The 24621-nt window shown below is 38.0% G+C and carries 21 protein-coding genes; 11 read left to right on the forward strand and 10 right to left on the reverse strand.

Going from position 1 to position 24621, the window contains the following annotated elements; all coding sequences use genetic code 11:
• The 4 genes from idnO to CKV69_RS04090 are packed head-to-tail and all read left to right on the forward strand — an operon-like array spanning position 1 to position 3714.
• Positions 1 to 768 carry a gluconate 5-dehydrogenase gene (gene idnO, locus CKV69_RS04075; protein ID WP_005725539.1) on the forward strand — a complete coding sequence of 256 codons (768 nt, stop codon included), beginning with the start codon at positions 1 to 3 and terminating at the stop codon, positions 766 to 768.
• A 21-nt stretch (positions 769 to 789) separates the two neighbouring features.
• Entirely contained in the window at positions 790 to 1803 is a 1014-nt protein-coding gene (locus tag CKV69_RS04080; protein ID WP_005754226.1) for a TRAP transporter substrate-binding protein, read from the forward strand.
• Between the two features lie 49 nt (positions 1804 to 1852).
• Complete coding sequence (locus tag CKV69_RS04085; RefSeq protein WP_016504442.1) at positions 1853 to 2392, forward strand: TRAP transporter small permease subunit; 540 nt, start codon at positions 1853 to 1855, stop codon at positions 2390 to 2392.
• Positions 2389 to 3714: a TRAP transporter large permease gene (locus CKV69_RS04090; protein WP_005754227.1), complete on the forward strand. Its 1326-nt coding sequence runs from the start codon at positions 2389 to 2391 to the stop codon at positions 3712 to 3714. Before CKV69_RS04085 ends, CKV69_RS04090 begins: the two co-directional genes overlap by 4 nt.
• A 92-nt stretch (positions 3715 to 3806) precedes the next feature.
• Here CKV69_RS04090 and metC read toward each other — a convergent pair whose 3' ends face one another.
• Positions 3807 to 5003 carry a cystathionine beta-lyase gene (gene metC, locus CKV69_RS04095; RefSeq protein WP_014326113.1) on the reverse strand — a complete coding sequence of 399 codons (1197 nt, stop codon included), beginning with the start codon at positions 5001 to 5003 and terminating at the stop codon, positions 3807 to 3809.
• 182 nt (positions 5004 to 5185) lie between these two features.
• Here metC and CKV69_RS04100 point away from each other — a divergent pair, with 182 nt between their 5' ends.
• Entirely contained in the window at positions 5186 to 5788 is a 603-nt protein-coding gene (locus CKV69_RS04100) for a peroxiredoxin C (protein ID WP_005716614.1), read from the forward strand.
• A 135-nt stretch (positions 5789 to 5923) separates the two neighbouring features.
• Here CKV69_RS04100 and yciH read toward each other — a convergent pair whose 3' ends face one another.
• The 7 genes from yciH to cmk form a co-directional block, all read right to left on the reverse strand.
• The gene (gene yciH / locus CKV69_RS04105; protein ID WP_005751592.1) at positions 5924 to 6241 is read right to left on the reverse strand and encodes a stress response translation initiation inhibitor YciH; all 318 of its coding nucleotides are present in this window, start codon (positions 6239 to 6241) and stop codon (positions 5924 to 5926) included.
• Between the two features lie 2 nt (positions 6242 to 6243).
• Positions 6244 to 6945: an orotidine-5'-phosphate decarboxylase gene (gene pyrF, locus CKV69_RS04110; RefSeq protein ID WP_005716617.1), complete on the reverse strand. Its 702-nt coding sequence runs from the start codon at positions 6943 to 6945 to the stop codon at positions 6244 to 6246.
• Between the two features lie 36 nt (positions 6946 to 6981).
• Positions 6982 to 8169 carry a lipopolysaccharide assembly protein LapB gene (gene lapB, locus CKV69_RS04115; protein WP_005754236.1) on the reverse strand — a complete coding sequence of 396 codons (1188 nt, stop codon included), beginning with the start codon at positions 8167 to 8169 and terminating at the stop codon, positions 6982 to 6984.
• Positions 8169 to 8465 carry a LapA family protein gene (locus CKV69_RS04120; RefSeq protein WP_005722462.1) on the reverse strand — a complete coding sequence of 99 codons (297 nt, stop codon included), beginning with the start codon at positions 8463 to 8465 and terminating at the stop codon, positions 8169 to 8171. Before CKV69_RS04120 ends, lapB begins: the two co-directional genes overlap by 1 nt.
• Positions 8466 to 8560: 95 nt before the next feature.
• Entirely contained in the window at positions 8561 to 8845 is a 285-nt protein-coding gene (locus CKV69_RS04125; RefSeq protein WP_038641861.1) for an integration host factor subunit beta, read from the reverse strand.
• Between the two features lie 71 nt (positions 8846 to 8916).
• Positions 8917 to 10566, reverse strand: a complete 1650-nt coding sequence (gene rpsA / locus CKV69_RS04130) for a 30S ribosomal protein S1 (RefSeq protein WP_038641864.1) — start codon at positions 10564 to 10566, stop codon at positions 8917 to 8919.
• Between the two features lie 105 nt (positions 10567 to 10671).
• Positions 10672 to 11355, reverse strand: a complete 684-nt coding sequence (gene cmk / locus CKV69_RS04135) for a (d)CMP kinase (protein ID WP_005722464.1) — start codon at positions 11353 to 11355, stop codon at positions 10672 to 10674.
• Positions 11356 to 11599: 244 nt separating this feature from the next.
• Here cmk and CKV69_RS04140 point away from each other — a divergent pair, with 244 nt between their 5' ends.
• The 6 genes from CKV69_RS04140 (at position 11600) to argF (ending at position 22257) form a co-directional block, all read left to right on the forward strand.
• Entirely contained in the window at positions 11600 to 13960 is a 2361-nt protein-coding gene (locus CKV69_RS04140; protein WP_038641867.1) for a TonB-dependent receptor plug domain-containing protein, read from the forward strand.
• 82 nt (positions 13961 to 14042) lie between these two features.
• A complete protein-coding gene (locus tag CKV69_RS04145; protein WP_016504629.1) occupies positions 14043 to 16814 on the forward strand; it encodes a M16 family metallopeptidase in 2772 nt (923 codons plus the stop codon).
• 277 nt (positions 16815 to 17091) lie between these two features.
• Positions 17092 to 17253: a leader peptide SpeFL gene (gene speFL / locus CKV69_RS10795; RefSeq protein ID WP_005716642.1), complete on the forward strand. Its 162-nt coding sequence runs from the start codon at positions 17092 to 17094 to the stop codon at positions 17251 to 17253.
• 284 nt (positions 17254 to 17537) lie between these two features.
• Entirely contained in the window at positions 17538 to 19700 is a 2163-nt protein-coding gene (gene speF / locus CKV69_RS04155; RefSeq protein WP_014326116.1) for an ornithine decarboxylase SpeF, read from the forward strand.
• 56 nt (positions 19701 to 19756) lie between these two features.
• A complete protein-coding gene (gene potE / locus CKV69_RS04160; protein ID WP_010906860.1) occupies positions 19757 to 21070 on the forward strand; it encodes a putrescine-ornithine antiporter in 1314 nt (437 codons plus the stop codon).
• Between the two features lie 182 nt (positions 21071 to 21252).
• Positions 21253 to 22257, forward strand: coding sequence for an ornithine carbamoyltransferase (gene argF, locus CKV69_RS04165; RefSeq protein ID WP_005722475.1), 1005 nt, complete (start codon positions 21253 to 21255; stop codon positions 22255 to 22257).
• A 69-nt stretch (positions 22258 to 22326) separates the two neighbouring features.
• On the opposite strand, the gene CKV69_RS04170 is transcribed toward argF, so the two are convergent.
• Positions 22327 to 23199 (reverse strand): VirK/YbjX family protein, encoded by an 873-nt coding sequence (locus CKV69_RS04170; protein WP_014326118.1) that lies wholly within the window; start codon positions 23197 to 23199, stop codon positions 22327 to 22329.
• A gap of 141 nt (positions 23200 to 23340) precedes the next feature.
• Complete coding sequence (locus tag CKV69_RS04175; RefSeq protein ID WP_005716657.1) at positions 23341 to 24555, reverse strand: aromatic amino acid transporter; 1215 nt, start codon at positions 24553 to 24555, stop codon at positions 23341 to 23343.
• Between the last annotated feature and the right edge of the window lie 66 nt (positions 24556 to 24621).

A 24621-nucleotide genomic window follows, 5' to 3' on the forward strand; every position in this document is an offset into this window, starting at 1 on the left:
ATGCAAAACAATTTATTTGACTTACACGGCAAACGAGCACTGATTACAGGGGCTGCACAAGGAATTGGTTTTTTGCTTGCTAATGGTTTAGCTGAATATGGTGCAGAAATTATTGTAAATGATATCACATCAGAAAAAACACTCTCTGCAGTAGAAAAATTACGTAACAAAGGATTCACGGCTTATTCTGTACCTTTTGATGTGACAAAAAAAAGTGAGATTGAAAAAAACATATCCTTCATTGAAGAAGAAATCGGTCCAATTGATATTTTAATTAATAATGCTGGAATACAACGCCGGTATCCTATTTTAGATTTCCCTGAAAAAGATTGGGATGATGTTATCAACATCAATCAAAAAGCTGTTTTTTTGATGATTCAAGAAGTTGGTAAACATATGGTTAAACGTCGAACAGGAAAAATCATTAATATTTGTTCAATGCAAAGTGAATTAGGAAGAGACACAATAACACCTTATGCGGCATCAAAGGGAGCAGTAAAAATGTTAACAAGAGGGGCTTGCGTTGAACTAGCTCGCTATAACATCCAAGTTAATGGAATTGCTCCAGGTTATTTCAAAACTGAAATGACTAAAGCATTAGTAGAAAATACACAATTTACTGAATGGTTATGTCAACGAACTCCAGCTAATCGTTGGGGAGAGCCTAGCGAATTAATTGGTTCAGCCATTTTTTTATCTTCAAAAGCTTCTGATTTTATAAACGGTCATCTTCTCTTTGTTGATGGCGGAATGTTAGTCTCTGTATAGTTAACTACTAAGGAGTTATGTATGAATATTAGAAAATCATTACTATTAATATCCCTAGCAAGCTTCATGTCACTTTCAGTTTCAGCTGCAGAAATTAATTTGAAATTTGAAAGTTCGAATTTTGCAGGAGAAAAAGTTTATGAAATCCAAAAAGAATGGACTGACAATATTGAAAAAGCTTCCAATGGGAGAATAAGTATAGAGTTATTACCTCTCGACTCAGTCTTAAAATCTAGTGACATGCTTTCTGGTGTTCGAAATAAAATTATTGATGGAGCGGTTGCAACAGCGGCAATGTATGCAGGCACTGACCCTGGATTCGGATTAATTGGTGATACTATTTCTGCTTGGAACCATGACGAAGATATTTTAAATTTTTACTATAATGGAGGTGGTTTTGAAGTTGTTGATAATATTTTCCAACAATATGGTGCCAAACTCATTGGTGTATCAGTTACGGGAGCAGAATCATTACCATCGAAAGTAAAAATAGCTAATACTGAAGATTTTAAAGGTATAAAAATTCGGGCTCCCTCTGGTCCTATCCAAAAATTGTTTGCAAGATTAGGAGCCGCTCCTGTTGGTCTTCCTGGTTCAGAAATCTATACTAGTTTAGAAAAAGGTATTATTGATGCTGCCGATTTCTCAACGTTTGCAAATAATCAAGCACAAGGAGTCCATGATATTGCAAAATATCCAATCTATCCGGGAATTCATTCTTCACCAGCCGTTCATATGATTATGAATCATAAAACTTGGAGTAGCTTAACTCCATCGGATCAAGCATTCTTAATTGCTTACTTTAAAGGGATGGCTCTCGATACTCTGACTCGTGCTCATTATGAAGATAAACTAGCATATAAAGAAGCAATTGAGAAAGGAGTACAACCAGTTTCTTGGAATCAACAAGAAATTACAAAAGTTCGTTCTATCGCTAAAGAAATTTGGCAAGAGATAGCTCAACAATCTGAAATAGGTAATCAGTATTATCAAGTATTAATGAAATTCCTAGAATCTCAAGGAATGCTGCAATAATCGTCAAGATGGATAAGACGATATCGTCTTATCCATTAAGGAGTAAAACATGCTTATTTCTAAATATTTATTATGGCTCTGTAATAAGCTAGATCAAATATTCATTAAAGTAGGTTATTACGTTTCTTATATTTTTCTATTAGTTGTTATCATTGGTTTTTACGAGGTTGTTGCTCGGTATTTATTCTCTAGCCCAACACTTTGGGTTCATGAAGTAACAACATTTTTAATAAGTCTATCATTACTTTATGGTGGAGTAGCTTGTTACGCCAGTAATAAACATATTGCCATGACATTTATTAGACAAAAATTACCTAATAAGATCAAATGGTTACTAGAACTCTTAGTTGAAATACTTATTTTTATCTTCTTTATTTTGCTTAGTTACGGAGCATACTTATCAGCTAGAGAAGCATTATTTACTCCATCAGGAAAATTCAAAATGCAAACTTCTGGAAGTGTATTAGACATGCCATTTCCAGCAATTGAAAAAAGTTTCTTCTTTATTTCATGCCTCATCATTGTTGTTCTTTCAGTACTACATATATTCCGTCACATCTATACAAAATATCAGGAGGAATTATCATGATAAGTGCATTTGGGATAGGTATTGGAACTCTTATTATCTTTTTAATGATGATTTCCCTTTTATTTATTGGAATGCCATTAGGTTTTCTCACTGGGTTAATCGCTTTAGTTATTTCATATCTTTGGTTTGATACTACCGCAATAATGCAAATGATAGCTTCACGTGTCACTGATTTCACATCATCTTACACTTTTGTAGCTGTGCCTATGTTTGTTCTTATGGCAACATTACTTGATAAGACTGGAATTGCTAGAGATCTCTACAACGCAATGCGAGTCATTGGCGGTCGATTACGAGGTGGAATTGCAATTCAATCGATGTTTGTTGCAGTTCTACTTGCTACGATGTCAGGTATTATCGGTGGAGAAACTGTTTTATTAGGCATGTTGGCATTACCACAAATGTTACGCTTAGGCTATAATAAAAACTTAGCTATAGGAACTGTTGTAGCAGGAGGAGCATTGGGTACAATGGTTCCTCCAAGTATCGTGTTGATTATTTACGGAATGACCGCAAATGTTTCTATTGGAGAACTATTTCTTGCAGCAATTCCAGCCTCCTTACTACTTTCTACATTCTATATTTTATATATTCTAGTACTTTGCTACTTCAAACCTAGCTATGGCCCTGCAATGCCTAGCTCAGAAAATCATACATTAACGAAAGAAGATATTAAAAAAATTATTCATGATATTGCAATTCCAGTAGCTATCGCCACATGGATTTTAGGAAGTATTTATGGCGGGATAGCATCAATCACTGAATCTGCCTGTGTTGGTGTAGTTGGGGTAATATTAGCAGCATTCTATCGAAAAGAATTAAATTTCAAAATAGTACAAGAATCACTAAAACATACAATCAATACTGTTGGTATGATAATCTGGGTCGGCATTGGCGCAACAATGATTATAGGTATTTATAATCTAATGGGTGGGGACCGATTTATAGCTAACTTATTCGCTAGCTTAGATGCCTCTCCAATTTATACTATCATTATTATGATGGTTATTTTATTAATACTTGGTATGTTCTTAGATTGGATTGGTGTTGCCATGTTAACAATGCCAATTTTTGTGCCTATTATTACCTCCTTGGGATTTGATCCAATTTGGTTTGGTGTACTATTCTGTGTAAATATGCAAGTATCCTTCCTCAGCCCACCTTTTGGACCAGCAGCTTTCTATTTAAAAAGTGTTGCTCCAGATGGAATAGAATTAACTGATATATTTAAATCTGTATGGCCCTTTATTACATTACAGGTCCTAGTTTTAATTTTGTTACTCATTTTTCCAGAAATCACTTCTTTATTTTTGAGAAAATAAATTCAACTTATAAAACAAAAAGACCGCACTTTCTCGCCTATGCTATCAAGTGCGGTCTGTTTTTTTCATTTTTCTACTGGCACACAGTGCACTCACATCGCGTTTAAGCGCGCAAACCCGGCTTCTAGATCAGCGATTAAGTCAACCGGATCTTCTAAGCCAATATGAACACGAATCAATGTCCCGTTCAGCTGACGTGTGATATTCGGACGCATCGCCATGATCTCTTCCGGTTGATAATGTAAAATCAACGATTCAAATCCTCCCCAAGAATATGCCATGCTAAATAACGTAAAATGATCCATAAACCTCGCTAATTGTTGCGGGTTTAGTCTTTGATTCAACTCAAATGAGAACAAGCCTGTTGCCCCACTAAAATCACGCTTAAAAAATTGATGTCCGGGACAGCTTTCTAATGCGGGATGATAAACGGCTTTTACTTCAGGTTGTGCCGCTAACCAGTGTGCCACCTTCAACGCATTTTCTTCATGTTGTTTCAAGCGAATCCCCAATGTTCGAATACCTCGCGCAGTCATATAAGCACTTTCCGCATCTACCATTTGTCCCATTAAATAAGAATGCTCTCGTAATTGTGCCCAACAACGTTTATTCGCTACCGCAGTACCAATCATCACATCGGAATGTCCCACTAAATATTTGGTTCCAGCTTGAATCGAGATATCAATACCTTGTTCAAGTGCCTTAAAGAACACACCCGCTGACCATGTATTATCGATCATGATCACGATATCAGGATTAACACGACGTGCGGCTTTAACAATCGCCGGTATATCTGAAACCTCCATCGTCAGTGAACTTGGTGCCTCCAAAAAAAGTACTTTAGTATTTTCTTGTACAAGCTCAGTAATGCCTTCACCTATCATGGGATCGTAATAAGTCGTGTCTATTTGCATTTTCTTCAAAACACAATTACAAAACGCTTGCGTCGGCTCATAAGCCGCACCCGTCATTAAAATATGATCACCGCTTTGGACAAAAGATAAAATACTTTGTGTGACCGCTGCGGCACCACAAGGATACAAATAACAACCTTCTCCGCCTTCTAATTCCGCCATCGCTTCTTGCAAGGCAAAATGGGTTAAAGTTCCTCGACGCCCGTAAAATAATTCTCCCTGTGCACGCCCAATGGTCGCTTGTTTTTTATGGGCTAAACTGTCAAAAACCAATGATGAAGCGCGTTGAATCACAGGATTCACGCCCCCCTGTAAAAAGGGTTTTCTACGTCCTGTATGAACAAATTGTGTTAATAATGTTTGTTTTTCTGACATTGTGTTGCATCCTTGATCTGAAGTAAGAAATAAAGATAAGTTAATAAAAAGTTAAAAATAAATAAGGAGATAGGCAAAAACTCCTGTCAAAATGCCTCAACATTCTTTAGAATAGAAAGACAATTTTGCTTATTCTCCCAAAGCAAAATTTTTCGTTTAATTTTTAACAGGAGATTAATACTATGGTATTAGTAACTCGTCAAGCCCCTGATTTTACAGCGGCTGCCGTTTTAGGTAATGGTGAAATCGTTGATAATTTCAATTTTAAACAACATATCGCAGGTAAAGCGGCTGTTGTTTTCTTCTATCCACTCGACTTTACTTTCGTATGCCCATCTGAACTTATCGCGTTTGATCATCGCTATGAAGAGTTCCAAAAACGTGGTGTTGAAGTAGTGGGTATTTCCATTGACTCAGAATTCAGCCACAACGCTTGGCGTAAAACCCCAGTCGAAAATGGCGGTATCGGTGAAGTGAAATATGCTTTAGTTGCCGATATCAAACATGAAATCGCACAAGCCTTTGGTATTGAACATCCAGAAGCTGGCGTGGCGTTACGTGCCTCTTTCTTAATTGATAAAGATGGCGTAGTACGTCACCAAGTTGTGAATGATTTACCATTAGGTCGTAATATTGATGAAATGTTACGTATGGTTGACGCGCTACAGTTCCATGAAGAACATGGTGATGTCTGCCCTGCTCAATGGGAAAAAGGAAAAGAAGGCATGACCGGTAGCCCTGAAGGTGTGGCAAAATACTTAAAACAGCATGCTGATCAACTGTAATTTTTTCAGTTAAGTATTTCTAAAAGGATTAGCCTCTTGCTAATCCTTTTTCATCTATATCAATGTGATATTGGCAAAATAAAAAAGATCAACGCATAACAATACATTGATCTTCTGTGAGGCATGAAAAGGTTATTAACCACCGGCTAATTTAACACGATAGCCTTTCTGTTCTAGTAAATCTTTTAAAAGATCGCGTTTTTCACCTTGAATTTCAATCGTGCCATCTTTTACTGCCCCCCCACAACCACAACGTTTTTTCAGTTCAGTCGCGAGTTTTTTCAATTCATCATCGGATAAATCCAAACCAGTAATGACACAAACACCATTCCCTTTACGACCACTCACCTGACGCTGGATACGCACAATCCCATCACCTTTAGGACGTGTTGGTTGAGGTTTTTCTGTTTTAATTCGACCGGTTTCTGTCGAATAGACTAATGTATCTGTCATTGTTATCTATTCACGGGTAAAGAAGCATTAATTGATTTGAGCACTTCTGCTGGGTTATCTGCTTGTGTAATTGGACGACCAATCACTAAATAGTCAGAACCTGCTTGAATTGCCCCCGCTGGTGTCATTACGCGACGTTGATCACCAAAATCACTGCCAATTGGGCGAATTCCCGGCGTAATCAGTTTAAAATCTTTACCACAGTTAGCGCGTAAAATTTCCACTTCTTGCGGAGAACAAACCACGCCATCTAATCCGGCACGCTGTGTTAGATTGGCTAAACGGATTACTTGTTCCATCGGAGAAGCATTAATGCCAATTTGCAATAAATCTAGATCTTCCATACTGGTTAATACCGTCACACTAATTAAAAGAGGCGCGTCTTTACCATAAGGTTCAAGAATTTTCTTTGCCTCCTCCATCATACGCAAACCACCGCTGGCATGTAAATCAACCATCCACACCCCCAAATCTGCCGCGGAACGCACCGCTCTTGCTACAGTATTTGGAATATCATGAAATTTTAAATCTAAAAACACATCAAAGTTGCGATCATGTAATGCTTTGACAAATTTCGTCCCTAATGTAGTAAACATTTCTTTACCGACTTTCAAACGACATAAGCTCGGATCAATTTGATCAACTAAACGCAATGCTTCTTCTTCTTTTTCATAATCTAGTGCAACAATGATTTTACTCGTCATAATTTTCCCTCTCTGTGTTCAATTAATTATGTTTGCTTAATCTTCTATCGGTTTGATTGTTTCCCAATGTCGGCAAGATGGACAACACCAGGTTAGTTTGTGTGTTTGATAACCACAATTTGTGCAACGGTAGTCAAAATTCTGCTTAATGCGTTCCCCCACCATTTTATGCAACAACACAAGACTTTCTTTTCCTCTCCCTTCTTCAGCATCATTAATTTGATATTGAATAAAGCGGTGAAATAAAAAGGTTGTCGGATGTTGGTTTAATTGCTGATACAACTTCGCTTGTGCGGCTGTTTTACCGTCGATTTCTTCAATTAAATCAGAAAGTGCTAATTCTACAGCACTATTTTTGGTGACACGGCTGGCTTTAATCAAAAATAATTCAAAGCTCTCTAATTGGTTGAGCTTGTGATAACAGGCTTTCAGTAAATCTAAGACTTCTCCCACATAATCAGCGTTTTGTTCAAGGACATTTTCTAACGTCATTACAGCCTGCTGGTAACGTTTTTCTTGGATTAAAAGTTGACCAAGTAAAATTGAGGCTCTCACACAATTTGGTGCCACTTTTAATGCTGACACTAATAATCCTTTCTGACGCTCTTGTTGTGTCTTCTCTTCTAACGATAAACTTTGAGCCAATTCACAGTAATATTGTGCAAGCTCAATATTATTTTCTTGTGGTGAAATTTTCGCTAATTTTTCTGCAACATTAATCGCTTTTTCCCATTCTTTCGTTTTTTGATACAACACTGCCAGTTGTTGTAATGCATTTTCAGCAAACTCTGGCTCATCAACTAACAAAATATAAAGCATTTCAGCACGGTCATAAAATCCTACTGCCATGAAATCTTTTGCTAATTGTTGCTTAGCTAGCAGTTTTTGTTCAAAGGTATAATCAGGGCTACGATCTAACGCTTGATGAATACGTAAAGCGCGATCAACTTCACCTCGAGAGCGATAAAGATTGCCTAGTGTCAGTTCAGCTTCAAACTGTGAAGTGCTATCGATTTCATTTTCTGTTTCTTGCTTTTGCAGAATATCGAGAAACAAATCAACTGCTTTTTCTGGTTGATTTGATAAAAGGAAATTCACGCCAGTGACATAATCACGGGAGAGTTTGTTTGTCATGTCTTCCTGATCTTTTTTCGCACTACGGTGCCCCATATACCAACCATAAGCTGCAGCAATAGGTAAAAGCAGGAAGAGTAACTCGAGCATTATTTAGCGACCTTATCTCGAGTCGTTGTTAATTCATTAATTTGTAACGTTTGGCGTTTAAGCTGACGTGTTAAGGACATGTTTTTCAGCTTTAATTTGATATAAAAGATAGCGCTAATTAACCAACCTAAAATCAAACCTAAACCGAATAAAATCGCCACTAAAGTCGAGAGACGAAATTCGCTTTGTGCGACCATATAATTAAAGCTGATTATCTGATCATTATTCGCACCAATCGTGATCGCCACTAAGACTATGGCGAGTACCAGTACTAAACCTAAAATATATTTGATCATCTACTCACTCCTTAACAAAAAAATATGTTCCATTATGCCAAAAATAAATACAAAAAACGACACTTAAACGTGTCGTTATATAAAGTTAGTTGAAATTATGCGTAAATATCAACACGCTCTCTCAGCTCTTTGCCTGCTTTAAAGTGCGGGACAGATTTTGTGTCTAATTTCACTTGTTCACCTGTTTTAGGATTACGCCCTAAACGAGGTTGGCGATAATGCAATGAGAAACTACCAAATCCTCTTACTTCAATACGCTTACCACTTTCTAATGCGAATGACATTTGATCCAAAATCTCTTTTACTGCATTTTCAACATCTTTTGCCGCAACTGCATGACATTTTTGGACTAAACGCTCAATAAGCTCTGATTTAGTCATAATTTTCTCCTAACTTGATAGTGAGCTAACATGTTCTCACATGTTAGCTCTATGCGATAAGGGGAAGTTAATTATTCGCCTTTAGCTGCTTTGAATGCTTCTGCCATTGCGTTTGGAATAGCAACATCTTCTTGTTTGTTATTCACATTTGCAACTGCAGCTGCTTCTTCTGCTTGGTCTTTCGCGCGTACAGATAAGTGAACGATACGTGCTTTACGATCAACGCCTGTGTATTTTGCTTCAACAACATCACCTGCGTTCACTTCGTTTGTTAAATCCGCTGCACAGATATAACCTTCAACACCGCCATCTAATTCAACTTTTGCACCTTTCGCATCCGCTTCAACAACTTTAGCGCTTAATACTGCACCTTTTTTGTTAACTGCAACGAAATTATTGAATGGATCTTCTTCAAGTTGTTTAATACCTAAAGAGATACGCTCTTTCACTGCATCAACTTGTAACACGACTGCAGCAACTTCGTCACCTTTTTTGTATTGACGAACTGCTTCTTCACCAGACACATTCCAAGAAATGTCAGATAAGTGAACTAAACCGTCGATACCGCCATCAAGACCGATGAAGATACCAAAGTCAGTGATTGACTTAATTTTACCTTCAACTTTGTCGCCTTTGTTGTGTGTTTCAGCGAATTGTAACCATGGGTTCGGTTTGCATTGTTTTAAACCTAAAGAAATACGACGACGTTCTTCATCGATTTCTAATACCATCACTTCAACAACATCACCTAAGCTAACCACTTTAGAAGGGTGGATGTTTTTGTTTGTCCAATCCATTTCAGAAACGTGAACTAAACCTTCAACGCCATCTAAAATTTCAACGAAACAACCATAATCAGTTAAGTTAGTCACTTTACCGCTTAATTTGCTGTTTACTGGGTGATTTTCTGCGATAGCAACCCAAGGATCTTGACCTAATTGTTTTAAGCCTAAAGATACACGAGTACGATCTTTGTCGAATTTCAATACTTTAACAGTAATTTCATCGCCAACATTCACGATTTCGCTTGGGTGTTTAACACGTTTCCATGCCATATCCGTGATGTGTAGTAAACCGTCAACGCCACCTAAATCAACGAATGCACCGTAGTCAGTTAAGTTCTTAACGATACCTTTAACTTCAGAGCCTTCTTGTAAGTTTTCAAGAATTTGTTCACGTTCTTGGCTATTTTCTGATTCGATAACAGCACGACGAGAAACAACTACGTTGTTACGTTTTTGATCAAGTTTGATTACTTTGAACTCTAATTCTTTACCTTCTAAGTGTAAAGTTTCGCGAACTGGGCGAGTATCAACTAATGAACCTGGTAAGAATGCACGAACACCGTTTAACTCAACTGTGAAACCACCTTTCACTTTACCGTTGATTAAACCGATAACAGTTGCCTGTTCTTCGTATGCTTTTTCTAATTCAATCCAAGATTCGTGACGTACTGCTTTTTCACGAGAAAGTTTTGTTTCACCAAAACCATCTTCCACAGCGTCTAACGCAACATTAACAACATCACCAACTTGAACGTCTAATTCACCTTGTGCGTTTAAGAATTCTTCAACAGGGATTGCTGATTCAGATTTTAAACCAGCGTCAACAAGCACAAAGCCTTTTTGAATAGCAACAACAGTACCGCTAACGATAGAACCTTGACGGGTTTCAAGTTCTTTTAATGATTCTTCAAATAGTTGAGCAAAAGATTCAGTCATAATTAATCTTCAATTTTAAATTTAATAACGTCCACTTCAAAATCCATTGAATGTGGGGCTGAGAACAAATGTTTATTCCATCCTTGAATAAACGGTTAAGATGATTTAAGCCTTAATATCAAGGTGTTGCTGAATATAACTTAACGCCTGCGCAATGACCTCTTCAATACTTAATGACGTACTGTCTAATATTAAAGCATCTTCAGCAGGTTTAAGTGGCGCAACAGCTCGATTTCTATCGCGAAAATCACGCGCTTTTATCTCGGCTAAAATCTGGTCAAAGTTACCACTAATCCCTTTATTTTGCAACTGTTTATAGCGTCTTTTTGCTCTTTCTTCCGCACTTGCGTCTAAAAAGAGTTTTACTTGTGCGTTGGGGAAAACCACCGTTCCCATATCACGTCCATCCGCAATCAAGCCATTTTCCGTTGAAAAATCTTGTTGACGCTGCAAAAGCGCTTTCCTTACTTCAGGAAAAACTGCCACTTTTGATGCTGCCTCCGCCACTTCTTGCGTTCTGATCTGACCACTGACATTTTCACCATTTAAGAGAATTTTCACCTCGCCATCTGCGGGTAAAAATTGCACATCTAGTGCGCTTGCAAGCGCTGCTAAGGCTATTTCATCGTCTAATTCGACCGCACTTTTTAATGCAGCAAGCGCAGTGACACGATAAATAGCCCCACTATCTAATAAAGTAAAACCTAATTTTTCAGCGAGCGCATAACAGAGTGTTCCTTTGCCAGCACCGCTTGGTCCATCCACCGTAATCACAATTTTATTTGACATTTTTCATCTTCTCTTCCATCACTTAATCAATCGCTAAAGGATATCATAATCAATAAAATAGGCAGAAATTCTTTTCATGATGTTATCAAACATAGCACACTTTTTATTCTCCCTCGCCTTTTATTCCCCCTCATTTTGTGGACTTTGTCACATTTTTAATCACTCTTTTCTCTTGCAACTTGTTTATTTTATAAATAGAATTAATAATAGTTATCATTGTTAAATTTAAATGGAGAAAATTGACATGGAATCCGCAAAAAATCCACTCAAAAAGACAACACTTGCACTCCTCTGTTGTTCTACCGCCTTCTCGCTTTCCGCAAAAACCGATACGAACGCCGATAAAAATCACTTTTTGACGGAAATTGTCGTGTATGCGGATCAAAATAAATCAATGAGTTCAACACAGAGTGTCACTCAAGATGACATGAAAAAAAGCCCTGTCACAAATGGTAATATTACTGACTATTTACGTTCAAATCCGCATGTGCGTTATGAGAATAGCGATCAAAATGGATTGCAACGAGGTGAAATTAAACCCGAAAACATTTCAATTAATGGTGCAGATTATCAGCAGACTACTTTTTTTGTCGATAATGTAAATATCAATAATGATATGGGATTTGGTAGTGATCTTTTTGACGGCACCATGGCAACTGTCCCCTTTGCCAATCATTCTCAAGGCTACTTTTTTGATGCCAATCTGCTCTCTTCAATTGTCGTGCATGACAGTAATGTTTCTGCCAGCTTAGGAGGATTTGCGGGGGGGGCCGTCGTGGCGAAAACCAAACAATATGATGGGAAAGATCAGTTAAAATTTAGTTATCGTACAACTGATGCCTCATGGGCGAAATTTAAAGTAGAAGACAAAGATCTTGAACGTTTTAAAAATGCGATTCCTGAAGGATCGGTCGCCGAATTTCAACCTAAGTATTCTAAACACTTTTTCAATATCACGGCAGAAAAAGGGTTAAGTGAAAATTTAGGTATGGTGATCGGATTAAGTCGTAGAACATCAAGTATCCAGCAATCACGTCAAATTAATCCACAAGGTGATCGTGATAAACAAACACATACAAGACGTTCAGACAATGCGTTACTGAATTTTAATCTGACACCAAACGACAAACACCGTTTCGAACTCGGTTTCAGATACTCAAATTATCGTGAGCGTAAATTCTTTAATACTAATATAGACAGTAATGTTTTTGACTATCACCGTGCTTATGGAGTGACTTTCTCTTGGATAAATGCCCTTCAGTCTGGTATTCTCACGACGACACTCGCCTATGATAACTTTGATGACACGAGAAAATCAGCTTCGACTTCTATGAAAACTATTATCGAAGATGAAAATGACTACACTCTTGGAGGGATGGGCAATAGCCAATTAAATCAAAAAAACAGTCATTTTTCCCTTGAATATGCCATGAATTCTTTTGATTTAAGCCACATTAATCACTCTATATCACTAGGAAGTGTGTTCCAACACACACAATACCGTTTTCATCGAGAATCTGATGCTGAGGCAGAGATTATTAATAGAATAGACCTTGAAAACAGAAAGATAGAAATTAAATCAAGCAATTTAGCCAAAAAAGGAACCGTAAAAACACGTTATCAAAATATCGCACTTTACGTGGAAGATTTAATGACGTGGAAAAATCTCGAATTTCGGGCGGGACTTCGTCTTGAACGTGATGATTATTTAAAAAACACGAATTTGGCGCCAAGAACCGTTTTTCGTTATAAACCATTTGAAGACACTGCATTCAGTGTGGGTTGGAACCGTTACTACGGACGTTCCTTTGCCTCAATGAAATTATCTGAAGGTATCTTCAAATTAGATGGTCATGATACCTTCCGTTACAAAGACCTTAGCCAATTTAAAACCCCTTATTCAGACGAACTGAGCTTTGGTGTAGAACAATATGTTGCTAATCTCGCCTTTCACTTGAAATACATTTTACGTGATAACAAACAACGTATTGTTTTACAAGAAGACGTCATGTTAAATGAAGAAGAGAAAAAACTCCGCTATTACCAACGAGGAAAAGACTACAAAACGAATGTGTTAACCTTCCAAATTAACACACAAGCGCCTTGGGAGCTTGGTCCAACACGCTGGACAAGTGCAGTGGCATTTGATTGGTTAGATAGCAAAGCTATCGATCATGGCAGGGGCTATAACGGTTCGACACCTGTGATTTTAGACGGGAAATTAATGACTTATGAGCAAATGTTGAAAAAAGTCAATGCTTACAAAGAAACATGGGGTCTACGTTTAAATCTTGACATGTTTGTTCCAAGATTTGATCTTTCTTGGGCTAATACAATCTATGTCAAGCCACCAACAACCTTAACTGAACGCGTTAGCAGTAATACACCTGAAGTATATCGTAGCTATGATTATGGTACTTATACACAATGGGATACCAGTCTTCGCTGGCAGCCAACTTTCGCAGAAAAACACCGTCCTTATATTAAATTAGATGTACTTAATGTGTTAAATAAAACACGTAAAGGCGCAGGTCCAAATGGACAAGATCTCGGCATCTACACCCCCGGTCGTGAGTTCTGGCTTGAAGTTGGTTACGAATTCTAACTTCTCCACGCCTGTCAAAAAACACGACGTGTTATTCACATAACGCGTCGCGTTTATTTATACACAGATGAGATTAAAAATAATGAAAAAATTGACCGCACTTTTCCTTATCATTTGCACGTTGATTGCTTGCCAAAGTATGCCTTCCTCTCCTCAGGCATCACTCCCGTTTGATCCAGCTATTCAACATGGTAAATTAGCGAATGGGCTAACTTATTATGTCGTACGAAATCCTGAGCCGGCGCATCGTGTCTATATTCGTTTAGTTGTGAATGCCGGATCACTGCACGAAGATGAGGATCAAAAAGGGGTGGCACATTTAGTCGAACACATGGCATTTAATGGCTCTCATCGATTCCCTGAAAATCAAATCATTAATGCACTTGAAAAATTAGGAATGAAATTTGCACGGGACATTAATGCATTTACCGATTTTGAAAATACGGTTTATACCCTTAATTTAGACAAAAATGATCCTCAAAGCCTGACTTTAGCTTTTGAGGTGTTAAATGAGTGGATGCACCACTTAACGATTCTGGAAAAAGACTTAGATAATGAACGTGGTATTGTACAGGAAGAATGGCGACGACGTTTAAGCCCAATGTTACGTTTAGGTGACAAAAAAAGTGCGGTAGAAATGGCGGGGTCACGCTATGCTGTACGCGATCCAATTGGCGATATGAATATTATTCGCACGATTTCAAGACAGCGTGTGGCTGATTTTTATCACAAATGGTACCGACCTGATAATATGGCGGTGATCATTGTGGGTGATATTGATGCTCAACAAGTCACCTCTCAGTTAAAAGCGCAGATAGGGAGTATAAACTCACACTCAACTTCCCCCTTACCACCAATTGATTTTTCTATTCCATTCGTTAACCAATGGCGCGTTGCAGGTATTTCTGAAAAAGGTACCTATATTCCCACACTTGAATTAAGCTTTTTTGAAAAATTTACAGAGCAAAATACCCTCGCTGCATATAAACAAGACTTGATTCAACAAATCCTGATTCGTCTGATAAATTTACGTTTACAAGATTGGGAACAAGTCAAACAGCAAAAAGTTGAATCAGCAAATTTTTACCGCACCCATTTAGGAAAAGAAACGCTACAAAATATTTTCTTGCTACAACTTTTTGATACTGACTACCAAAAAGCCACACAATCCTTATTCCAATTTATCGCAGAAATTCAGCAACACGGCTTTTCTGCGCAAGAATTTCAACAAGAAAAAGCGCGGTTAGTCCAATTAAATGAAAAACAACGCAGTCTCAAAGCTGGGAGTTTAAAAATCGCAGATGATCTCGTTATTTCTGCGGCAAATCAGCAAGTCGTGATAAGTCAACAAGATCGATATCGACTCAATCAACGCTTTTTGCAAGAAATCCGTTTAGAAGAACTGAATCAGGCATTTCAACATCTCATTACTATTCAAGCCAAACTCCTGTTAGTTACTCAACCTTATCCCGCGACACCATTGACGTTAACGGTAAATAAAGTGGCACAGTTGTGGCAAGAAACACAGCATACTGCGCAACATACTTGGCATACACCTAGAACCTCTGGAAAAATGCCTGCATTGTCCTTCCCTAAAGGGCAAATCAAACAAAGCAAACATTGGAAAAAAGGCGATATTACGGAATATCAATTAAGCAATGGAAGCAAATTGATTTACCATTATAGCGATAAAACACCCAATCAAGTGTATTTTAAAGCTGTTACAGCGGGAGGATTACGTTCTGTAGCCCCTAGTGATTACCATCGCTTTAAAAGTGCGGTGACATTAACTGATGATTCTGGTATTGGTCCATTAAGCTTGTCGGAAATCAATGATTTATTTCGCCAGCATCCTATCGCATTGGCGACTGTAGTTGATGACTATAAACAAGGTTTTACCGCAGTAGGAAAACCCGAACAAATGGCTGATTTACTCAAATTATTTCGCTTGAAATTACAAGGAACAGCAATTAGCGAACCCGTTTTTGAACGTTACCAAAAAGAAACTCAAGATTATTTCCGTCAAGTAGATAAAGAAACGGAATTTATGCAAAAATTATCACGTTTACGTTATCCCAACATGGCCACAGTGTATAGCCAAAATAAAAAAGAAGCCTTATCGTTTTCTCGTCAGGAACTCACCCAATTCTATGACTCGGTGATGTTAGATAAAACGGATTTCACATATTTTCTTATTGGCGATCTCCCTCAACAAGAGGCAGAAAAGCTGGCACAAACGTATTTAGCCTCAGTAGAGATCAAACACTCACCTCGTCATTATTACGATAGTTCGCCTATCACACCCGCCAATCATTTTGTCATGCATGGCTTAGATGAACCACGTGCTGATGTCGAGATTTATTTCAGTACACCGAATCAATGGACACCTGAACTACAATATCAGTTAGATCTCTTAGCAGATGTACTGCAAGAAGTGCTTCGCTTAACACTGCGAGAACAATCATCAGGTATCTATGCTGTGAATAGTTGGTTTAATCAAGAAAAATCACATGCGCGCCTAGAGGGGAAAATTGAATTCAGTTGCGCCCCTGATCGCGTGGCAGAACTGACCGCACAAACGTACCATATTTTAGATGAAATCATGCAAAAAGGCGTTTCCGCCAGCTTATTAGAAAAGAAACGAAGTGAGAAACAAACACAAATCAAATTCCAATTTGATTCATTAGTGTCTATTGCCATGCTAATTGAACAAAGCTTTTGGCATACTCAAAGTCCAGATGAAATTTATCTGTATCAAAGACTCGAAGACATTGGACAAAAAAAATACATAGATAATCTCGCAAGAAAAATATTTCAGCCAAATGCACGTTTTCAAGCCATCTTGCAGCCTTAATAATATTTAAACGCTATTTTAATATGTTTATTTATGTTAAGATCATCCTGACTTATTTTCTTGTATAACAAAATTTTTAATTAAATATATTTAATTAAAAATAAAATTAATAAAATGTTAATAAATTTAAAATATGGTTAAATTATAAACAAAAACTGTGATGGATATCACAAATAAAAAAATTTATCTTGAAAAGATAAGGGAAATTAGCGAGACTAATGACTAAATGAAAGTAAGGCAATCTAATGTTAAATAAATAATACACTTGGAGAGTTTTATGTTAATACACGACTACTACAAAGAATATCATCCTGATAAAGGACGTTCCATTATGGCACATATTCGTAGAACAAGACATATTATGATGCCTTCGTATCGCTCTTGTTTTTCTTATTCAATCTTCAATTCCCAAATATCCTCATCTCATTACGCTCGCTGAGTGTAGCATCTAGAACTATCCTGCACCCTTTCGTACAGGCGAGTTGCTATTTTTTAAATATAACTTGGCGTTTAAGAATTTATTATTATTTTCTTATGCTTTTCTGTTGTATTTAAAATCACACATTATCATTAAAAAATAATTAATATATTTTTTAGTCCAACTCTTATTATCTAAATATAAATAATAAGAACTGAATTAATCAAAATATTAATTAAAATCCTGATCCGCCATTTAATAATAGCGGAGGGAATTTTATTACTTAAATAAACAAGGAGTCATCTATGCTAAATTTAAAAATTGCATATAGCCCATTAATTCGACCTTATTTTCATACAAATAGAGAACTCGTTTCTGTTCAAGAAACAGATTTCACCGACATTGGTGCAATTATCCTGAGTTCTGAAGATATTGAAGATTATATTGATAGTATACAAGCAACTGAATTTAATATTCCGGTCTTTGTTGCTGTCATTGAAGGTCAATTTTTAGATCCTCAATTCTTTGACAAAGTCTATCACGTTCAAGATCTCAACAACTACGACATCAACCTATACAGTCGCCAAATTGAAACTGCGGCGCGGTTTTACGAAGAAAAAATCCTCCCACCTTTCTTTAAAATGCTAAGTGAATATGTGGAAATGGGGAATTCTGCTTTTGATTGTCCAGGACACCAAGGTGGACAATATTTCCGTAAACATCCTGCAGGACGTTATCTCTATGATTTCTACGGTGAAAATATTTTCCGCTCAGATATCTGTAATGCCGATGTAAAATTAGGCGATTTGCTAATCCATGAAGGAGCCGCTTGTGATGCTCAAAAACACGCTGCTCAAGTCTTTAATGCTGATAAAACCTACTTCGTCTTAAATGGGACATCTTCTGCAAATAAAGTCGTCACCAATGCGTTACTCACACCGGGTGATCTTGTGCTCTTTGATCGTAACAATCACAAATCTATCCATCATGGTGCATTAATTCAAGCTGGTGCTACGCCTGTTTATTTGGAAACTGCGCGTAATCCATTTGGTTTTATCGGCGGGATCGATAGCCATTGTTTTGATGAAGATTATTTGAAATCTTTAATTAAAGATGTTGCGCCTGAAAAATTAACACAAGCACGTCCTTTCCGTTTAGCCGTCATTCAGCTCGGCACTTATGACGGAACCATCTATAATGCGCGCCAAGTCGTAGATAAAATTGGTCATTTATGTGACTACATCTTGTTTGATTCTGCGTGGGTAGGTTATGAACAATTCATTCCAATGATGAAAGATTGCTCACCGCTCTTGCTTGAATTAAATGAAAATGATCCCGGCATCATCGTGACACAATCAGTACACAAACAACAAGCCGGCTTCTCACAAGCTTCACAAATTCATAAAAAAGACAAGCACATTAAAGGTCAACAGCGCTACTGTAATCATAAACGCTTTAATAATGCATTCATGTTACACGCCTCCACCAGCCCATTCTACCCTCTTTTTGCCACACTTGATGTCAATGCAAAAATTCAAGGTACCCCTGCGGGTATTCGTTTATGGCATGACTGTGTCAAAATCGGGATAGAAGCACGTAAAATGGTGCTGAATAGTTGTGATCTGATCAAACCGTTTATTCCGCCTTATGTCAATGGCAAAAAATGGCAAGACTACGATACAGAAGAAATGGCAAATGATTTAACATTCTTCAAATTCCATGCTGATGATAAATGGCATCAATTTGAAGGTTATGTAGATAACCAATATTTTGTTGATCCATGTAAATTCATGCTAACGACGCCGGGTATTGATATTGAAACAGGTGAATACGAAGACTTCGGTGTCCCTGCTACGATTCTTGCTAATTATTTACGTGAAAACGGCATTATTCCGGAAAAATGTGACTTAAACTCAATTCTCTTCTTATTAACGCCAGCAGAAACCCTCACCAAAATGCAAAGTTTGGTTGCACAAATTGCGGCATTTGAACAACACATCAAAAAAGATTCCTTGTTAAAAGAAGTCTTACCAAGTGTTTATTACAACAATGAAAAACGCTATGAAGGTTATACCATCCGTCGTCTTTGCCAAGAAATGCATGATTTGTATGTCAGCCGTAACGTGAAAACTTTACAACGCAACTTATTCAGAAAAGCAACCTTGCCTGAATATGTGATGAATCCACATCAAGCTAATCTTGAATTTGTTCGTAATCGTGTAGAACTGGTTCCACTAACCGAAATCGTTAATCGCATTGCGGCAGAAGGAGCACTTCCTTATCCACCGGGTGTGCTTTGTGTCGTACCGGGTGAAAAATGGAGTCAGACTGCACAGGAATATTTCTTAGCACTCGAAGAAGGCATCAATTTATTACCAGGTTTCGCACCAGAAATTCAAGGGGTATATCTACAACAAGATGCAGATGGACGTATTCGTGCTTATGGCTACGTATTAACTGAAAACTAAATCATTAACTAAAAAAGTACAGTATGCATTTACTGTACTTTTATGAGGATACAATTATGAGTGCAAGAAATAATAAAATTGGTGTTGTTCAACTCACTATTCTTACTATGGTTAACATGATGGGCTCAGGCATCATTATGTTACCCACAAAATTGGCAGAAATTGGTACCATTTCAATCTTATCGTGGTTAGTAACTGCCGTTGGTTCTACTGCACTGGCTTATGCCTTCGCACAATGTGGTATGTTTAGCAAAAAATCCGGTGGTATGGGTGGCTATGCCGAATATGCTTTCGGTAAAGCAGGGAATTTCATGGCGAACTATACTTATGGTGTTTCATTGGTCATTGCTAACACAGCCATTGCGATTTCCGCAGTAGGTTATGGTTCCGAATTACTTGAGGTAAGCCTCTCCCCTGTTGCGATCGCTGGCTGGACAATTATCACTTTATGGCTTGCGACGTCCCTTAACTTTGGGGGAGCTCGTATTACAGGTAATATTAGTTCATTTACCATTTGGGGTGTCATTATTCCGGTGGTTGGTTTATGCATTATTGGCTGGAAATGGTTTGATGCCGACATGTATATCAATGCTTGGAACCCACATCATGTGCCGACGTTTGAAGCAATTGGGGTGTCTATTTCCATGACATTATGGGCATTCCTTGGCTTAGAATCTGCCTGTGCAAATACCGATGTGGTCGAAAATCCAGAACGTAACGTACCCATTGCGGTACTCGGCGGCACCTTAGGCGCAGCCGCGATCTATATCGTGTCAACCAATGTGATTGCCGGTATTGTACCGAATATGGATTTGGCTAATTCAACCGCGCCTTTCGGATTAGCTTTTGCTCATATGTTTAATGAAACAACGGGTAAAATTGTGATGGGCTTGATGGTACTCTCTTGCTTTGGTTCACTCCTCGGCTGGCAGTTCACCATTGCTCAAGTCTTCAGAAGCTCTGCTGAAGAAGGCTATTTCCCTGCCTTTTTCAAGAAAGTAACAAGCAAAGATGCACCAATCATCGGCATGGTGACAATTACAGTGATTCAAAGCTTGTTATCCTTAATGACGATCAGTCCATCCTTAAACAAACAATTTAATGTATTAGTGGATCTTGCCGTCGTCACGAACGTTATCCCTTATATTCTTTCGATGGCTGCATTAATGGTGTTACAAAAAGTGGAAAAAGTCCCGGCACAGAAAGCAAAAATCACGACATTTGTCGCCTTTATTGGCTCCGTGTACAGTATTTATGCACTCTATGCGGCAGGACAAGAACCGATGTTATATGGTTCAATTGCCACCTTTATTGGTTGGACACTATATGGTTTTGTGTCAGATAAATTTGATATAAAAGCCAAAGTCTAGTTCCGCAGATAAGCTATTCTCTCAAAGTGCGATTTATTTCTTAAATCGCACTTTTTTATAGCAATTCAATCTATCAAAGCAATTTCTCCTAGCCTTTTAATATAATTAAGGTATAATTTTCGATCGCGTAAACGTTTGCTCAAAATCCTACTATAAATTATCAATTCAAATGAGGAGAATATATGCCACTCAATTTACGTCATCGTCATTTCTTGCGTTTAATGGATTTCACGCCAACCGAAATTCAATTCCTACTCGACCTCTCTGCCAACTTAAAAAAAGCAAAATATACCGGAACAGAACAACCTCGTTTGAAAGGGAAAAATATTGCCTTAATTTTTGAGAAAACGTCAACACGCACGCGCTGTTCATTTGAAGTGGCAGCGTATGATCAAGGGGCAAATGTCACTTATATCGGTCCAAGTGGTTCACAAATTGGTCATAAAGAATCAATGAAAGACACGGCTCGAGTTTTAGGCCGTATGTATGACGGAATTCAATATCGTGGTTATGGACAGGAATTAGTCGAGATTCTCGCACAGTACTCAGGCGTTCCTGTTTGGAATGGGTTAACTGATGATTTTCATCCAACACAAATTCTTGCTGATTTTCTGACAATGTTAGAACACGGTGAAGGCAAACGTCTTAATCAAATGAAAATGGCCTATTTGGGTGATGCCAGAAATAACATGGGAAATTCTTTTGTTGAAGGTGCGGCATTAATGGGCATGGATCTCCGTTTAGTCGCGCCTAAAGCCTATTGGCCAGAACAAAAACTGCTTGATGAGGTCGCAGAAATGGCGAAGAAAACTGGCGCAAAAATTACCTGTACAGAAAACGTAGAGGAAGGGGTGAAAGGTGTTGATTTCCTTTACACCGATATTTGGGTCTCCATGGGCGAGCCTGAAGAAGCCTGGGAACAGCGCATTAACTTAATGAAACCATACCAAGTCAACAAGGCGTTACTTGAAAAAACAGGTAATCCAAAAGTGAAATTTATGCACTGTTTGCCTGCTTTCCACGATGAAAATACAACGGTCGGTAAAGAAATGGCGCAAAAATATGGTATGAACGGTCTTGAAGTCACCGATGAGGTATTTGAATCAGATGCCTCCATCGTGTTTGATGAAGCAGAAAACCGTATGCATACAATTAAAGCAGTGATGGTGGCAACGTTAGGTCAGTAAGACGTTGTTCTTCTCATAAAAAATCCCCAAAAATGCACCGCACTTTTGGGGTTTTATTTTTAGTATCGGCTATGAAAGCTGTGTTGTGATTTGTTCCAACGCGTTATCAAACATCTCATAGCGTTTTCGATACATAGAACGTTTTTTACTTTGAATGTCTTCTAGCGGTTTTCGTTCAACATCAGCAGGAAGACACCAATATTCACCTTGTTTTACCGCATCATTTTCTTGCCAAAACTCATCGTAATTAAATAATAACCGCTCCGAATCATTCCAACGGTATTTTGCTTGCTGACGATGCGGAATCCCTAGTAATTGACAATCGAGTTGTTGAGCAAGAAAACGAAATCCATTCACGAGCATAAACATTGGGCGAACACCGTGTAGTTGCTTGGTTCCTACACGCACAATCTCTTGTGCATGTTCCCCTTTTGGTCCCTGAATAGAAGCGATTAATAGCTGCTTCTCTGACAAAAACGTAAACGAGGCATCATAAACACTTTGCTTTGTTTCTGTATTTTGGATATTTAAAGAGAAAAAGCCTTCAAAGGGATCAATCGTATTAATATTCAAATTTAAGCTGAGTGAATCAGTGAGCGTAGCGAGTGTAAGCGTGCCTTTTGCCAATAAATGCTGACAACGTTCAACACCGAACTTCGCTGTCGCAACCATTAAATTTGTTGTGATCGCCTGAAGTCGCTGTGAGCCTCCCCAGCGGCGATTACAATAGGTTGATAGTAAACCATTGACACGATAAGGATGCTGTTGAAATAGCGGTATCCAAAGGGGATGTTGATTTAAAAACTGATCAAACTGCCCACATTGTTTATGATAAAGTCGATACGCATATTGATAACGTAAATATTCTCTAAAACGCTTTAATTTACGTTTTTCATGAGGGTACATTTGACTAAAATTGGGAAAAGAAAAAGCAGGTTGCATAACAATATCGCTACGTGAGATGAATTTATGGCGGGCGATCTTAACAAAAAGCCCTTATCCTTTCAATAAATAAGGTCATATTCCCCATTTGAAAAGAAAACAGCGAGACTATTCTCGCTGTTTTCAGCATAATAAACTCACTTATCCCACGACAGCAGGTAAATAACCTGCTTTAATCGCAAATGGGATCGAGGTAATGATCACACCTAATACCGCCGAAATGACCAGTAATGCTGAACCACCCGATACACGATAAGGGAGATTTGGATGCAATTTTCTCACTTTCCACACTAATGCTGCAGGTAATACTACCGCATAAAAAGCAAACATTTGTCCTGCATACCCTAAGGCTAGAATAAACCCTTTTGGATAAAATAAAGCAAATAATAATGGTGGAATAAAAGTCAGTAGCCCAAGTGTAATACGACCTGCTTTAAATTTAAAGACGCGGCTTAACAAGTCTTCAATACACTCAAAAAGCCCTAAAGCAACCCCTAAGAAGGAAGTAATTAAAGCCAAAGCTGAGAATAATTTCACAGCACCAGAAATGACACTGCTTCCCGTCACTTGTTTGGTAGCGGCTACCAGCCCGTTCAAAGTAGGTTCATCTTGTAAAATCTGTAAGAAAACAGATTGTGTTAACACCCCATGCGTACCAAATTGCCATAAAATATAGCCACACAGTGTAATGAATGAACCGACTAAAATCGAAATACGTAATGCCTTAATATTCCCACCCAGGTATTTATTCAAGCTAGGTATTGAGCCATGAAAACCAAAGGAAGTAAAAAAGACCGGACTGGCAGAAATCAGCAGGGCTTTATCAATTGGCATCGCCATTAAATTATCCATTTTTACTTCAGGCACTAACAAAAATAATACAGCACCCAATGCAACTAACATGGTAAAAAATAAAAGACGATTTAGTCCATCAACTGTTTGCGTACCAATGATAATGAAAGCACCAAAAACAGTCGTGAAAATGACAATAGAAATGTGAGAGGTTGTTTCGGCTGATTGAATTGTTGGTAGAATAGAAGACAATAAACCACCACCGCCCGTCACATACGCGGCTAACAAGGCATATAAAAAGATCAATAATGCTGCTGTAGAAATAAATCGACCAAAACCACCAAAATAGACCGCACTCAGAGAACCAATCCCCGCATCACTTTCTACGGTTTGATACGCTTCAACAAATAACAATGCACTGTATGTCAATAAGAACCAAAGGACAAGTAACAGAACTACGGTAAAGGTGAAACCAATTCCCGCAGACGTTAAGGGCATCGCTAACATCCCTGCGCCGATCATGGTACCTGAAACAAGCAAAGTACTTCCCAATGTTTTATTCATAATATATCTCCTTTTTGTCTATCCCATAATAATGAAAACAGCAGACATATTGAATAAGTAGGACAT

Source organism: Pasteurella multocida, from assembly GCF_900187275.1.
GTDB classification, from domain to species: domain Bacteria; phylum Pseudomonadota; class Gammaproteobacteria; order Enterobacterales; family Pasteurellaceae; genus Pasteurella; species Pasteurella multocida.